Annotated in this window: 9 protein-coding genes; 4 read left to right on the plus strand and 5 right to left on the minus strand. The window is 46.3% G+C overall.

Features of this window, described 5'->3' with window-relative positions:
* Positions 1–12 precede the first annotated feature (12 nt).
* Positions 13–2,493, minus strand: coding sequence for a tetratricopeptide repeat protein (locus VNM22_03080; GenBank protein ID HWP46123.1), 2,481 nt, complete (start codon positions 2,491–2,493; stop codon positions 13–15).
* Positions 2,494–2,992: 499 nt separating this feature from the next.
* Between VNM22_03080 and VNM22_03085 the strand changes: the two genes are divergently transcribed.
* The 4 genes from VNM22_03085 to VNM22_03100 all read left to right on the plus strand — a co-directional run bounded on the left by VNM22_03085 (position 2,993) and on the right by VNM22_03100 (position 10,899).
* Positions 2,993–6,220, plus strand: a complete 3,228-nt coding sequence (locus VNM22_03085; protein HWP46124.1) for a response regulator — start codon at positions 2,993–2,995, stop codon at positions 6,218–6,220.
* A gap of 188 nt (positions 6,221–6,408) precedes the next feature.
* On the plus strand, positions 6,409–7,821 hold the full coding sequence (locus tag VNM22_03090; GenBank protein ID HWP46125.1) for an FAD-linked oxidase C-terminal domain-containing protein: 1,413 nt from the start codon (positions 6,409–6,411) through the stop codon (positions 7,819–7,821).
* Positions 7,822–8,078: 257 nt separating this feature from the next.
* Positions 8,079–9,476: an FAD-binding oxidoreductase gene (locus tag VNM22_03095; protein HWP46126.1), complete on the plus strand. Its 1,398-nt coding sequence runs from the start codon at positions 8,079–8,081 to the stop codon at positions 9,474–9,476.
* 79 nt (positions 9,477–9,555) lie between these two features.
* Positions 9,556–10,899 (plus strand): (Fe-S)-binding protein, encoded by a 1,344-nt coding sequence (locus tag VNM22_03100; GenBank protein ID HWP46127.1) that lies wholly within the window; start codon positions 9,556–9,558, stop codon positions 10,897–10,899.
* Positions 10,900–10,954: 55 nt separating this feature from the next.
* Here VNM22_03100 and VNM22_03105 read toward each other — a convergent pair whose 3' ends face one another.
* The 4 genes from VNM22_03105 to VNM22_03120 form a co-directional block, all read right to left on the minus strand.
* Positions 10,955–11,230: a hypothetical protein gene (locus VNM22_03105; protein ID HWP46128.1), complete on the minus strand. Its 276-nt coding sequence runs from the start codon at positions 11,228–11,230 to the stop codon at positions 10,955–10,957.
* Between the two features lie 853 nt (positions 11,231–12,083).
* Complete coding sequence (locus VNM22_03110) at positions 12,084–13,502, minus strand: aldehyde dehydrogenase family protein (protein HWP46129.1); 1,419 nt, start codon at positions 13,500–13,502, stop codon at positions 12,084–12,086.
* Between the two features lie 203 nt (positions 13,503–13,705).
* Entirely contained in the window at positions 13,706–14,407 is a 702-nt protein-coding gene (locus tag VNM22_03115; GenBank protein HWP46130.1) for a 7-cyano-7-deazaguanine synthase, read from the minus strand.
* Between the two features lie 90 nt (positions 14,408–14,497).
* Positions 14,498–14,905: a 6-carboxytetrahydropterin synthase gene (locus tag VNM22_03120; GenBank protein ID HWP46131.1), complete on the minus strand. Its 408-nt coding sequence runs from the start codon at positions 14,903–14,905 to the stop codon at positions 14,498–14,500.
* Positions 14,906–14,936 lie beyond the last annotated feature (31 nt).

The following is a 14,936-nucleotide window of genomic DNA, read 5'->3' on the forward strand; positions in this document are numbered from 1 at the left end:
CATACCCCTTCCTTACCTCCTTCTCCTGATGGCCTTGATCCGCTCTGCGGCCTGGCTTCCCCGTTTATCCTTGTAGTCGTTGACCATCTGCTGATAAAGGGTCAAAGCTTCCTCCCATCTTTCCAACGTTTCGTAAATTTCTCCCATTTTAAACTTGGCCGCCACGATCCACTGATCCGAAGCAGGATGAAGAAGGGTCACCTTGTGATATTCGGTCAGGGCCTGGTTGAGATCTCCTATTTGCTGAAAGGTATCTCCTATCCAATATTGAGCTTCCGCTTTGAGTTCTTCGTCTTGAGCATGTTGGGTGACCTGTTTGAAAGCCTTTAGAGCCAGATCAAAATCGTGGGTTTTCTGGAAGAAAAGACCAATGCTGATCCGATAGGGATCTACAGAAGGTTCGTCGGGATAATGGGTAATGACCGCCTTATAGCTCTCGATGGCATGATCCATATCCTTGAGATTTTTGTAACACTCCCCGATTTTAAACTGAGCTTCTGCAGCCACCGGGCTATTTCCAAAAAGGGCAATAACCTTTTGATACCCGGCCAGGGCTTCGGCATACTTTTTTTGATCGAACAGAAGGTTACCGATCTCATATTGAGCACGGGAAGCCTGTTCGAAGCCGGGAAATCTGGAAATAATTTCTTGATAAATCCCCAGAGCTTCTTTATATTTTCCTTGTAGGCGTAGGGATTCTGCCATTTGATAGGTGGCTTCTTTAACCAGAGGATGGTCCGGGAATTCCGAAATGAACTCAGAAAAGGCTTTTTGGGCTCTACGATAGTCTTTCTGTTGTTGAGCTTCTTGAGCCTGACGAAATTTAACTTCGGCCAGAAGTTGAGTTCTCGGGTCTTTAGCCAGAAGATCACTTAAAGTTTTTAGTCCCTGTTCATAATTACCCGTCTTATAATAGCTCTGCCGGATTTTATACCGGGCCTCTGGAACATAGCCACTGTTGGGAAACTTCCTTATCAGTTCTTCGTAGGTAGCCCGGGCCTCCTCAAGCTGGTCAGATTGAAAGTAAGCTTCTCCCAGTTGCCATAAAGACTCTATGTAAAGGTCCGAGTCGGGAAATTGGGTCAGAAAAGCCTTAAATTCTTGACTTGCCAGCAGAGGGTCTCCTCGCTGTAGATAGACTAACCCTTTCCAGTACCGGGCTTTTTCGGCCAGGGGACTGTAGGGATATCGGTCTAAGAGATTTTGGAAATTCTGGGCAGCCAGGTTGTAATCCTTTAATTTGTAAGCTCCCCAACCTATTTGAAAAAGAGCCTGGGAGACCTGTTCATCGTTCGAAGATTTCTCTACGATTTTTTGAAAGGCTTCGATTCCGGCCGAATAATCTTCCAGGGCAAAAAAAGCTTTTCCAAGCTGGTACTGGACCTGGATCGTAAGCTCACTGTAGGGATAAAGCTTCTCTATTTTCTGGAAGAGTTCTATCGCTTTTGAAAACGCCCCCCTTTCCATATAACCCTTTCCGGCCTGAAAGAGCGCATCATCGGCCAGAGAACTTTTTGGAAAATCGGTAGCCACCTTGAGAAAAGTGTCTATAGCCTCTTCATAACGTTGAAGAGCCTGTTGGGTAAGTCCTATCTGATAATAGACCTGATCCAGGAAGTAATTATCGGGGGAAAGCCTATCCCGGGTTGAGGATTGGACGATTTTCTGATATTCACTTAAAGCCTGTAGATATTTTTTTTGCTGATAAAGGGCCTTTCCCAGTTTATATCGGGCCTCAGCAACCAGGGGGTCTTTAGGAGCCTTTGAAATAAATTGGGTATAGGCGGCTTCTGCTTCTGGGTACTTTCCCTGTTGGAAGAAGCTCTCTCCCATCTGGAATTGGGCCGGACGACTATAATAACCGTTTGGATATTTCTCGATAAGCTGTGTCAGGGTTTCTATGGCTTTATCCGGCTCGTTTAGCTTGAGATAAGTCTGGCCTGTAAAATAAAGGGCCTCTTCGGTTAAGGGGCTGTTGAGATAATTTTTTAAAAGCTCGGAAAATGCCTTCAAGGCTCCCTGGAATTCACCGGCTAAAAGAAGCTCCTTACCCTTTCGATAAAGTTCTTGAGCTTGAGAGGGAATCGGATTACGTTTTTCTTCTACTGATTCGGCTAACTGAACAGCCCGCTGAAAATCTCCTTTTCGATAGTAAACCCAAACCATCCGATAAGTGACTTCTAAACTTAGAGGATTTGTGGGATATCGATCCAAAAACTGTTGATAAACCTGAAGGGCCTGATCATATTTTTTAGTAAAATAATAAATATCTCCTTGATTAATCCAGGCCTCCAGAGAATGGAGATTTTCAGGATAATTCTCCAGAAGCTGGTTGAAATTTTTGAGACTTCGATCGAACTCTCCCAGTTTCAAGTTGCACATTCCAATCCAGTAAAGGATATCTCCTCCAGAAGGTTCTTTTTTCAAAGAGTTATAAAACTTTTGGAAAATTTCTCGGGCCTTGAGAAAATCCCCCTTTTGGAAATAAGCCATCCCCTGTTGAAAGATAGGTTCGTTTTCTATAGAGGATCGCGAAGGGGATATTGAAGGGTTTTCTGACTGGGCCCAAAGGGGTGACACAGAGAAGATAGAAAAAAAGTACAGAAGCCCGGCTTGCAAAATACAATATACGCTTTTCATAGAGTTATACTACTCCGGATAATAGGAGATTTTTTTACCTAAAAACTCAAGTTAGTTTATAACATTAAGTAACATGGGCCGGTTTATGTGTCAATAATTTATGTAGGATACGTTTAAGAGGCTTTTGTCTAAGGTTTTTGTTTGACAAAGAGAAGGATAATTCTTATTCTGATATTTACTCTTATTGTGGCTGGCACCCATTCCCGGTGACCCGATGGAAGACTGCCTGAAAGGCAGGGGCAATCTTAACGGAGTTGTTTTTTAACTAAAGTCTACGTTTTTCTTAATTTAAGATAAACCCTTTGATGCTTATCTTATTTACAGATGAGCCAGGAATAAGGGAGATTAGGCCGTGACCAGGGTTCAAGTTATTTTTTTATCCGTGGTAGTATTTCTTGGAGTTCTCGCTACGGGTATGATCCCCCTGAGTTTTATTGGGTCCTATCAAATCCTAGAAGTTGGTTTAATAGCTGTCATTAGTCTTCTGATCTCATCTTTTGTTTATCTACTTCTTCGGCAATCGGAATGGTTTCATCAAAAAGTTGAAGTTCACAGCCGGGAATTATCCAAGATCCAGGAGGGGTTAGAAACCCCTGTGGAGGAACGTACTGTGAAGCTGGAAAATACCAACGAGCAGTTATTGTCCGAACTGGCAGAGCGCAGACGGATGGAGGAGAAATTACGCCAGCAGAATGAGTATTTGGCTGCTCTCCATGAAACAACCCTGGGGCTGATCAATCGATTAGAGCTTACAGACCTGCTCGAAGCGATTATTACCCGTGCCGGAGCCCTGGTAGGTACTTCCCATGGCTCGATTTATCTGGTTGAGCCGGGGGAGACGCAGATGGTTCGGAAGGTAGGGATAGGGATTTGTAGTGGCCTGGTAGGTCATAGCTTAAAACCTGGCGAAGGCTTATCTGGAAAAGTCTGGCAAACCGGTCAACCCATGGTGATAGAGAATTATCCCGACTGGCCGGCCCGTTTAAACGGGCCGGGTTATGATAGTTTTCAGACTGTGGTGGGATTACCCCTCAAATCGGGATCGAAAGTTGTAGGGGTTATCGGTCTAAATTGGCTGGAGAAGGGTCGTACTTTTAAAGAAGAAGAGATGACCCTGTTGAATCGATTTGCCCAGCTTGCTTCTATAGCCCTGGACAACGCCCGGCTTTATACCTCTGCTCAGCAAGAACTGGCCGCACGCAGACAGGCTGAGGAGGCTTTACGTAAAAGTGAAACCATCACCCGGGCCTTATTAAATGCCATGCCCGATATGATGTTTCGCGTAAGCCAGGACGGCACCTGCCTGGATGTCAAGCCCGCCAAAGATTTCGAGTTGTTACTCCCCCCGGACGAAATACCGGGTAAAAAACTCCCTCAGGTATTACCAACCGAAGTGGCTCAACAGGCTCTACACGCCATTAAACAGGCCCTGCAAACCGGTGAGACTCAAATCTTTGAATATCAATTTTCGAAGGAAGGCCAGGTGCAGGATCTGGAAGCGCGGGTGGTGGCGATAGGAAAAGAGGATGGGCTGATTATTATGCGGGATATTACCGATAGAAAGCGTTTAGAGCGGGAATTGGTTGCAGCCCGAGAAGCCGCTCTTCAGGCTGCACAGGCCAAATCAGAATTTCTAGCCAGCATGAGCCATGAGATTCGAACCCCCATGAATGGCGTCATCGGGACCACAGGCCTCTTGATGAAAACCCCTCTAACTCCAGAACAGCGAGAATATACCGAAACCATCCGGATTAGTGGTGAGATGCTGTTAAGTGTGATTAATGATATTCTCGATTTATCCAAGATTGAATCAGGCAAATTAGAGCTGGAAGAACGACCTTTTGAATTAAGAACCTGTATTGAAGATATCTTCGATTTGTTCACTTCCAGGGCCTTAGAAAAGAAAATAGAACTGCTCTATTTTGTGGATCCCCAGGTACCTCCGGCCATCATGGGAGACATCACCCGCTTGAAACAAATCCTGGTCAACCTTATTGGTAATGCCATAAAGTTTACGGATAAGGGGGAAGTATATGTAGAAGTCAGAAGTCGGGAACTGAAAGTCGAAACGGATTCCGGCTCCGGGCCTCCAGCATCTGATTCCTCTGCTCTCCCCCTAGAACTTCTGTTTTCGATTAAGGATACAGGCGTCGGAATTCCCGCCGACAAAATGGATCGCTTATTCAAATCCTTCTCTCAAGTGGATACCTCCACAACCCGCAAATACGGAGGAACCGGTTTAGGGCTTGCTATTTGCTCAAAATTGGTTCAGCTCATGGGTGGGAAAATGGGGGTGGAGAGTATTGAAGGGAAAGGATCTACCTTCTTTTTTACCGTCAAAACCGTGGCTGTCCCTTCCACTCCAAAAGCCTATTTAAATAGTAATATTCCTGAATTACATCACAAGCGGGTTCTTATTGTTGATGATAATCCCCGGCATCTCCTTATTTTAGCTTCCCAGTGCCAATATTGGGGTATGTTACCCCGAACCACTCCCTCACCTTGGGAAGCTTTGAACTGGATTGTAAAAGAGAAAAATCCCTTCGATCTGATCCTGATAGATAAGCAGATGCCGGAAATGGATGGGATTGCATTGGGACGTGAAGTTCGTAAAGCCTGCCCTACAAAGTCCTTTCCCCTGGTCTTACTCAGTGTAAATAGACTGGATGATCGGGTCTTTAAAGAAATATTCTCCACATATATTCTAAAACCCATCAAACCCTCCCGGCTCTTCGATGTTTTAATAACCTTATTTTCTCATAAAGAGAAGGCATCCGTGGACCTGGAAGTCAAACCCAGAATGGATCGAAAGTTGGCAGAACGTTTACCTTTAAAAATATTGGTAGCGGAAGACAACGTTATCAATAGAAAACTGGTTCTCTGGATTCTTGAACAGATGGGTTATAGGGTCGATGTTGCCAATCACGGTCTGGAAGTGTTAAGTGCCCTCAAGAAACAACCTTACGATCTCATTTTTATGGATGTGCAAATGCCGGAAATGGACGGCCTGGAAACGACCCGTCAGATTGTCCGGGATTGGCCTGAAGATAAAAGACCTGTCATCGTTGCTATGACCGCCAATGTTATGAAGGGAGATCAGGAAAGATGCCTAGAAGCGGGGATGGATGATTATCTGGCCAAGCCTGTCACAAGCGAGGAAATTCAAAGGACTCTGGAGCGATGGGGACAAATCTGTAGGGCAAGGACTAAGGGACCAAATCTGGAGTTATCTTCCAGGATTCAAATTAATCCCTCTCAAATCGCCGAATTAAAGACCATTGATAAACATCTTTTGTCCGAGATGGTAGATTTATTTTTGGAACAAACTCCTCAATTGATCGGGGAACTCAGGAAATTCGCCCAACAGGGAGATACGGCAAATATTATCAAAATCGCCCATAAACTCACAGGATCCAGTTTAAACTTAGGCATTCCTTCCCTGGCCGCTCTGTGTAAAAAAATTGAGATAAAAGGTCAGAGCAGAGATTTATCTGAAATAAGTTCCCTTATCAGACAACTGGAAGAGGAGTATGAGCAGGTCCGTCTAAAATTAAAGAATCTTCAACTCGGATATCTGTAGAGTATTTCTTATTTTTAAGAGGGGTCTTGAAGAAGATAGACAAATTTAAAGATCCAGATGAAAATCTACTGTTTGGGGGAGTAGATTTATTATAAGAAGGGTTTCTTAAACTTATTCAGTTGAAGAGCTGGGGACTGGAGACTGGAAGCCGATCCTAAATCCCGAGTCTCAAGCTTCGAGATCGTAGAATGGACAAGAAGAACCTTATTGAGGAACTGGCGCAAATTGTAGGGGTAGAAAATGTTTTTCATGAGCCAGAAGACCTGGTTACCTACCAGTATGATGCTTATCTGAGTAGGGCCATGCCGGACTTTGTCGTTTTTCCTACCACCACCGAACAGGTTTCTGAGATTTTAAAGGTTGCCAGTCGAGAAAAAGTACCCTTTGTAGCCCGTGGAGCGGGTACGGGGATCAGCGGAGGTGCGATCCCTGTTAAAGGAGGGATGGTAGTTGCCCTCTCCCGCATGAATAAAATTTTAGAGGTGGATTTCGAAAACCGAAGGGCCCGGGTTCAGCCAGGAGTGATTAATTTAGATCTGAGCCATGCGATAAAAGATAAAGGATTTCACTATATTCCTGATCCGGCCAGCCAGCAATCCTGTACCATAGGTGGGAACGTAGCCGAAAATGCAGGGGGTCCCCACTGCCTGGCTTATGGGGTCACGACCAACCATGTTTTAGGTCTGACTGTGGTTTTACCCAACGGTGAGATCATTCATACCGGCGGAAAGGCCCTGGATTATCCGGGATATGATTTAACAGGCTTGTTGGTAGGCTCTGAAGGAACTTTAGGAATTGTTACCGAAATCGTTGTTCGGATCGAGCATCGACCAGAAGCTGTTAAAACCCTTTTGGCAAGCTTTTCAAATATGTTAGATGCTGCCAAGACCGTTTCTGCCATCATTGCCAGTGGAACCATTCCGGCTGCCTTGGAAATGATGGATAAACCTGCCATTGAAGCGGTAGAAGCCTTTGCCCACGCCGGTTATCCTGTAGAAGCCGCAGCTGTTTTGTTGATAGAGCTGGAAGGTCTTAAGGATGGCATGGATCGATTGGCCAAGAAGATTGTAGAAATTTGTCAAAGCCATAAAGCCATTGAAGTCAAGGTGGCGCAGAATGAGCAGGAACGTATGCAGCTCTGGAAGGGTCGTAAATGTGCGGCTGGAGCCATCGGACGGATCTGTAATAAGTATTACCTCCATGATTGTGTTGTACCTCGTAATAAACTGGTGGCAGTACTCTCTGAGATTTATCAAATTGCCGAAAAATACCAGGTGCGAGTGGCCAACGTCTTCCACGCAGGAGACGGGAATTTACACCCCCTGGTTCCTATGGATATGAGTGATCGGGATCAGGTAGAAAGGGCCCTTCGTGCCGGGGATGAGATTCTAAAATGTTGTATCCAGGCCGGAGGCACCCTGAGTGGGGAGCATGGGATCGGATTGGAGAAAAATGAACTCATGCCGCTGATCTTCAATGAAGCAGATCTCAATGCCATGAAGAAAGTCAAGGCCGTGTTTAATCCCGAAGATCTCTGCAATCCAGGAAAAATCTTCCCAACCCCTGGCCGATGCTTAGAAGTGACGCAACGACCCCGGTAGTAGGGATAACCGGCCGGTTATCCCTGCTCAATTCCAGGGTGTGGACCTGAGGTTTTAAACAACTCCCCAGGAGTGTACTGCCAGGAAACATCCCGCCGAGAGGAGGTTTCTTGTCGAAAGAAGGATCTTGAAAAGATCTCGGTCAACGGTGTGTAGAAATCCTAGAATCCCAGATTTCCAGGCTTCCTGAGGAGTGATCTGTTGAGAGAAATCACTTCCACCGGAGCCGGATAAGGAGGATTTTTATTCTCTATCCCATGATTTTTAAACAGGTTGCGGAAATCGTAGGAGAATCCAATTGCTTAACAGAAGCCCTGCAATCCTATGCAGTAGATGGAATGGTCCCTAAATTGGTCGTTTTTCCGGAAAATGTAGAACAAGTCTCGGCTTTAATGAAGCTGGCGGATCAGGAAAGGCTGGTGGTGATTCCCCGTGGAAGCGGAACCAAAATGAGCCTTGGCAATATTCCCAAACAAGTCGATATGGTTCTGGTCCTGAAGAAACTAAATAAGATCCTGGAGTATGAGCCCGATGACCTTACGGCAACTGTAGAAGCTGGAATACTTTTAACCCATTTACAAGGGCGCTTAAAAGAAAAAAATCAATGTTTTCCCCTGGATCCTCCGTTTTCTTCTGAAGCTACCTTAGGAGGGATTGTAGCTACGAATTCCAACGGGCCCGGCCGGTTTTTCCACGGTTCTGTACGGGACCTGGTGGTTGGGATTCGGGTTGTTCATCCAGGTGGTGTTATCGCCCGGGCCGGTGGAAAAGTCGTCAAAAACGTCTCTGGTTATGATATGAATAAGCTTTATACAGGATCTTTAGGGACTTTAGGGATTATTACCGAGCTGAGTCTTAAACTCAGACCTCTTCCCGAGGTGAGTAAAACCCTTCTCCTCCGATTTTCTTCTCTATCTGAAGCAGCCCGGTTGGTTCTTCAAATCTCAACCTCTGAACTGTTACCCACAGCATTGGAAATCCTGGACTCCAAGGCCTGGCAAAGAATGAATCGTACTGATCCTTCGATCAATCCGGGACAGGTCGGTAGCCTTTCATTGGAGACGGATCCTGGTGTTGCTGCTTCAGGGGTTACTTTTGCCGCTAAGTTAGAAGGATTGTCTGAGAACGTAGAACGGCAGATTATCCAAATTCGGGAGTGGGGACAACAAAAGGGGGCCACGGGAGCCGAAGTCCTGGATGGAGATCTCCATGGTAAATTCTGGGAGAAGATTCAAAATCATCCCCAAACCTTTTCGGCAGACGCTTCCAATACCCTTTGTTGCAAGGCAAGCCTTCCGGCTTCAAAGGTGGAAGATTTTTTCCAAGCGGTGAAGAAAATAGGAAATAGCCAAAACCTTGACCCGGTAATGTTCTCCCATGCCGGGAGTGGAATCGTTTATATTTATCTTGGGTTGGAGGCTGTTCCCACCGGAGTAGATAGAATATCTATTTTCTCGTATCTTATTAAAGAAATACGCAACCTGTCTATTCAATTCGAAGGGAGTCTGGTAGTTGAAGCGGCTCCCACCGATCTTAAAAAGAAAGTGGACGTCTGGGGCCCTGTCGGGGATAGTTGGAAGATCATGAAATTGTTAAAAGAACAGTTTGATCCTCATGGGATTTTAAATCCAGGGCGATTTATAGAGGGGATATAAGTTGCGGAATTATAATTATAAAGGTACGATGAGATTTAGATAGGGATTATAATTCTGCATCTGCCATTCAGAAGAGATTATGCCTATTGAAGATCTTTTAAAAAATGTAGTAGGGGTGACCGGCCGGTCACCCGTACTCTTCCAAGAAGATTCCATTCATGAAGAGATTATAAAGTGTGTAGGATGCGGCCTCTGTCTCCCTTATTGCCCGACCTACCGGGAGATTGGGACCGAGATGGCTTCGCCGAGGGGTCGTATCGCTTTAGCCAAAGAGTATTTTGATGGAAAACTGAAAATCACCCCCCGGTTTGCAGAACATCTTTATCTTTGTCTGGAATGTCTGGCCTGCGAGACGGCCTGTCCTTCCGGTGTCAGGTTCCATCGGATCATGGAACCTGCCCGGGAAGCCATTGAAAAAAATTTAGAGCGACCCTTCTGGGACCGAACAGTTCGGGATATGGTCTTTAAACATATTTTTCCTTACCCTAAAAGGCTTCAATTACTCGCCGGGTTTTTGAGGTTATATCAGGTTTCGGGTCTTCAGTGGCTTGTCCGTAAAACCGGGCTACTCCGTTCTATCTCAGAATCTCTGGAAGAAACAGAACAGATGCTGCCTCCCATTCAACCCAAAGCCTTACGGGAGTCTTTAAAAGAGGTCACCCCCCCCCTGGGAGGTAAAAAACAATATCGGGTTGGATTTTTATCCGGGTGTGTGATGAATCTGGTATTCACCCCCATTAATCTGGCGACGGTCCGTGTACTCGCCCGAAATGGTTGTGAGGTTATTACGCCCCGCTTTCAAAAATGCTGTGGGGCCCTTCACCTGCACAACGGTGAAACCGATATAGCCAGACAAATGGCTCGATATAACATCGATATCTTCGAAAAACTTCAGTTAGATGTCCTTCTGGTAAATTCGGCAGGGTGCGGGTCGGCTTTAAAGGAGTACGGTGAACTTTTAAAGGACGATTCCCAATATGCCCAAAAAGCCTCTGCCTTCAGTCAAAAGGTAAAGGATATTTCGGAATTTTTAGTCGAAATAGACTTCATTAAACCTCAAGGGGCAGTCTACCGAAAGGTTACCTATGATGACCCCTGTCACTTAATCCACGGTCAGGGTATTAAATTCCAACCCCGTGAGATTCTGAAATCTATTCCGGGTCTTGAGGTGGTAGAACTTAAGGAATCTGATTGGTGTTGTGGAAGTGCCGGTATCTATAATGTTACCCATCCGGAGCTTTCCATGAGATTACTGGACCGAAAGATGGCCCATGTAAAAGCTACCGGCGCCGATCTTCTAGCAACGGCTAATCCAGGCTGTATCCTGCAGTTACGTTGGGGAGCTAAGCGGGCCGGATTGAAACTGGATGTAGTCCATATTGTGGAACTTCTGGATCAGGCTTATTCCAAAGAATTGGGGTAATTTTCAGGGGACGATAAATGTAGAGATTCCCACCGGCATTATTAATCTCTCATTATTAATCTCTACTGATAACGAATAAATGGGCTCCATCCTCTTGCTTTCCGACATACTTAAGAATATAGATCCCTCCCACCTTATACTCCCTGCGTTCATAACCGATTCTCAATCCAGGAGCCAGAGCTCCTGGAGGACCCTCGATATTTTGAGCTGACAGGGATCTTCCGACCCAATGATCCACTCCCCAGGCTATCAAATTTAAGATGAGCAGGACGGCCAAAAAAATATCTTTATATCTTTTGATAAATTGAATGATTTGCATACCAGGGGCCATAATTTAGGTTTTTCTCACCTAACTCCCTATTCCCCTTCCCGACACGGGAAAGGAGCTGGGATTGCTCAGATCCCTAGTAGGGGTGACCGGCCGGTCACCCCTACCCTCCCAGGGCCACGCAGGACCTATAAGTCTGGGAAAGCTCGATCTGTAGAGTAAAACGTAGGGACAAACGGCCGGTTGCCCATACAGGGAGAATCGGAAAAGCGATTGGAACTGGCTTTTTTGCCTTTACTTTCTCACATTGTCTAACCCTCTTTCCGATCCCCTCAACAGATTACTTGAAAATCTTTTTTCTCAGAGGCCTCCAAAAGATGGGGGAATACGTAGCCCTGCAAGGGAAGGGGAGAACCCAGAGGTCTGACGACGACCGGCCCTCCCTTCCCGACGCGGGAAGAGGGACGGTAGGGGTGACCGGCCGGTCACCCGTGCTAAGGTCAATAAAAAAGATACCTTTCTAAGCTCCCCTCTCCATTCTCCCCCCGTCGATAGGGGTTAGGGAGAGAAGGGAGGGGTTGCCTGCTTGAAAGCCCGTAGGGTCGCCCTCATAGGCATCAAGCCAAGAATTTAAGGCTTTTCCCTTTCTTAGCTTGATACCTATAAGGCGATCCCTATCCTTTAAACTCTCTTTCAATACCGATCTGGTATTATCTCTCGGTGCGGTTGGCTGAGAAGCTTACTCTTCCCAACTGCTTCCTACCTTCCTCGACCTTCCTTAAGGGTCGGGATAAGGTTTTGCGGATTTAAAAATGGGATCAATCGAGCTCCAGTGGGGCGCCATGTTAAACAGGACGCCCCTGGAGATATTGAAGAGCTCACAGCAGTACTTTACTCATGTAATTACAAATCAGGCTTAGCTCTTTAGATGAAAACAGACCAGTTTGAGCTCGGTCATTTCTTCGACGGCGTATCTAGGTCCTTCTTTACCGAACCCACTTTCTTTAAGGCCTCCATAGGGCATCAAGTCGGCACGCCACTGGGGTCCCCAGTTGATCATCAAATTACCGGACTGAACCTCCCGGGCAAACTTCATAGCCCACTCCAGATTTTCGGTGAAAATTCCTGCCGATAAGCCGTAAATAGAGTCGTTGGCCATTGCAATCGCCTCGTCAATATCTTCGAACTTATTGACCACAACGGCCGGTCCAAAAATTTCATCACTATAAACTTTCATATCCGGCTTCGCATCGGCTACCACAGTTGGTGCATAGATGGCACCACTCCGTTTTCCACCGGTGATGAGACGGGCCCCTCCTTCGATAGCCTCATTGATCCATTTCTCAACCCGGATGGCATCTTGCTCCCGGACCATAGGGCCGACCTTTGTAGTTTCTTTTAATTGATCTCCGGTGGTTAAGGCTTCAACTTGAGGCTTGAGAACCTCCAAAAAATCTCCATAGACCTTCTTACTGGTTAGAACCCGTTGCGTCGAAATACAGACCTGCCCGGCATTGGAATAGCCGGTAGCTACCACTGCCGCTGCAACCCTTTCCAGATCTGCATCGGGCATAATGATGACCGGAGAGTTACTGCCCAGTTCCATGGTTACCTTTTTGATTCCGGCCATATGACAGATCCGTTCCCCTACGTCACGGCTTCCGGTAAAGGTGATTTTACGAACCCTGCGATCTGCGCAGAGGGTATCCCCGATTTCTCCTCCAGGTCCTGTGAGACAAGCAATGCCTTCTTCAGGAATTCCGGCTTCCAGCAAGAGTTCTGTCAGTTTAAGGGCCGATAACGGGGTATCGGTAGCCGGTTTGATAACCACGGCATTACCCGCCGCCAACGCCGGACCCACTTTATGGCAAACCAGATTTAAGGGAAAGTTAAAGGGGGTAATGGCAGCTACCACCCCACAGGGAACCCGAAGTGTGAAAGCCAGTTTTCCGGCCCCACCTGGCGCTCCATCTATGGGAACCGTCTCCCCATGGATCCGCTTGGCTTCCTCAGCCGAAAGTGTTAGTGTCTGGACCGCCCGACTCACCTCAAAACGGGCTTCACCGATAATCTTTCCTTCCTCTTTACTGATTACCTGGGCAAACTCTTCCGCTCTGGCCTCAAGCATATCAGCAGCCTTACGAAGGATACGATAACGGTCATATCCAGGCATGCGGGCCATTACCTTAGCCCCCTGAACCGCTGTCTGAAGAGCTTTGTCTACATCCGTATGGTCCCCTTTGGGAACCGTATCTATGAGGGAATTATCATAGGGATTGCGTACTTCAATCTTTTCAGATTTATCAATCCATTTACCTCCTATAAACATTTTCATAGAAACTCACCTCCATCAAAATAACCTCTATCAAAATAAACAATGCGATGAATTAAGTTGATAATTCAATTAATATGTGATAACGGTCTGTTGTCAATCGTTAATTACTAAATATTCCCGGTTAATGGGGGGGTGAGGTGGCGAAACGCCCGCGCTCCCGGGTAACAGAGTAGGGATAACCGGCCGGTTATCCCTACTTCATCCTAGAGGTTAGGGATGAGCCGGTATTGCGTTTTATCTTCAACTCCCGCCGTCTTAAACCCACGAATTCGTTCGGCACATTTGTTGCAATTACCACAATGAATCCACTCACCCGGGGAAACCGGTTGGGGATTATTGCAGGTTAACGTCAGTTCCAAAGGCAGTCCCAACTCCATTCCTATTTGGATAACCTGGGTTTTTGAAAGTTCACGGAAGGGAGTAAGAATCTCTATCTTTTTTCTTAATCCCATGCTCAACCAGGTAGATCCCAGCTTAAAAAACTCCGGAGTTGCGTCTGGAAAAGGGTTTCCTGCCAGTGAACCCAGAGCAATCGTTTGAATTCCTTCCAGGGTACAATAAATGGCCGTCTTGGAAAGTAAAACAATATTTCGACCTGTAATCTCAACGGCTGCATCGGGTGCATGATAGCCCGGAACGTTTTGGCCACTTAAGCTCCAATCTTTGGGGTTATAAACATCCGTCATGGGTAAGGAGAGCACTTTGGGACCCCGAACCCGATAACTATCCTCAGGAAACTGCCCCCGGATTACCTTTAAGATCTTTCTTAGCGCGATAAGCTCTGCTTCTTCCCAGGGATGACCCGCTTTAACAAAGACAAAGTAAACCTCATTTCCTTCTTTGGCAAGTTTGAAACCCAAAACCGTGCTATCGATCCCGCCGCTGGATAAAACTGCAATCTTCATTTTTATCAGTTACCCGCCCCACCCCTACCCTCCCCGCATGCGGGGAGGGAGCGAGAAAGGGGCAGGGAGGATCAACGGGCAGTGGACAGGTTAATTCTCTTCATTATAAGCAGCCAGAGAGCCAGGGGTTTCCCAGACCCGAACTTCAAACACCGGAAGTCCCTGGGTCTTGGCCTGGATAAAAATTTCTCGGGCAATAACTTCTGCGGTCGGATTATCCTCAAAGAGGTACACCGGCTCTCCCCGACCTTTGAATACTTCTACCAGAGGGTCTTTTTTGTTTAATAACATTTTATGATCAAGAGTCTCGTAGATCCAGGTTTTCATCGTTCTCTCAATATCATCAAAATCGTACACCATTCCCAGGGAATCCAGTTTATTGGAGCGCAGTTCTATTTCCACAAGCCCATTATGTCCATGTACCTGTGCACATTTACCCTTGTAATTGAGAAGTCGATGACCGTAGATAAAATGAATTTGTTGAACTACTCTATACATAATTCTGTGGAAGATAAGGGATAAAACGTAT

It is taken from the genome of Candidatus Limnocylindrales bacterium (genome assembly GCA_035559535.1).
Classification (GTDB): Bacteria; Moduliflexota; Moduliflexia; order Moduliflexales; family JAUQPW01; genus JAUQPW01.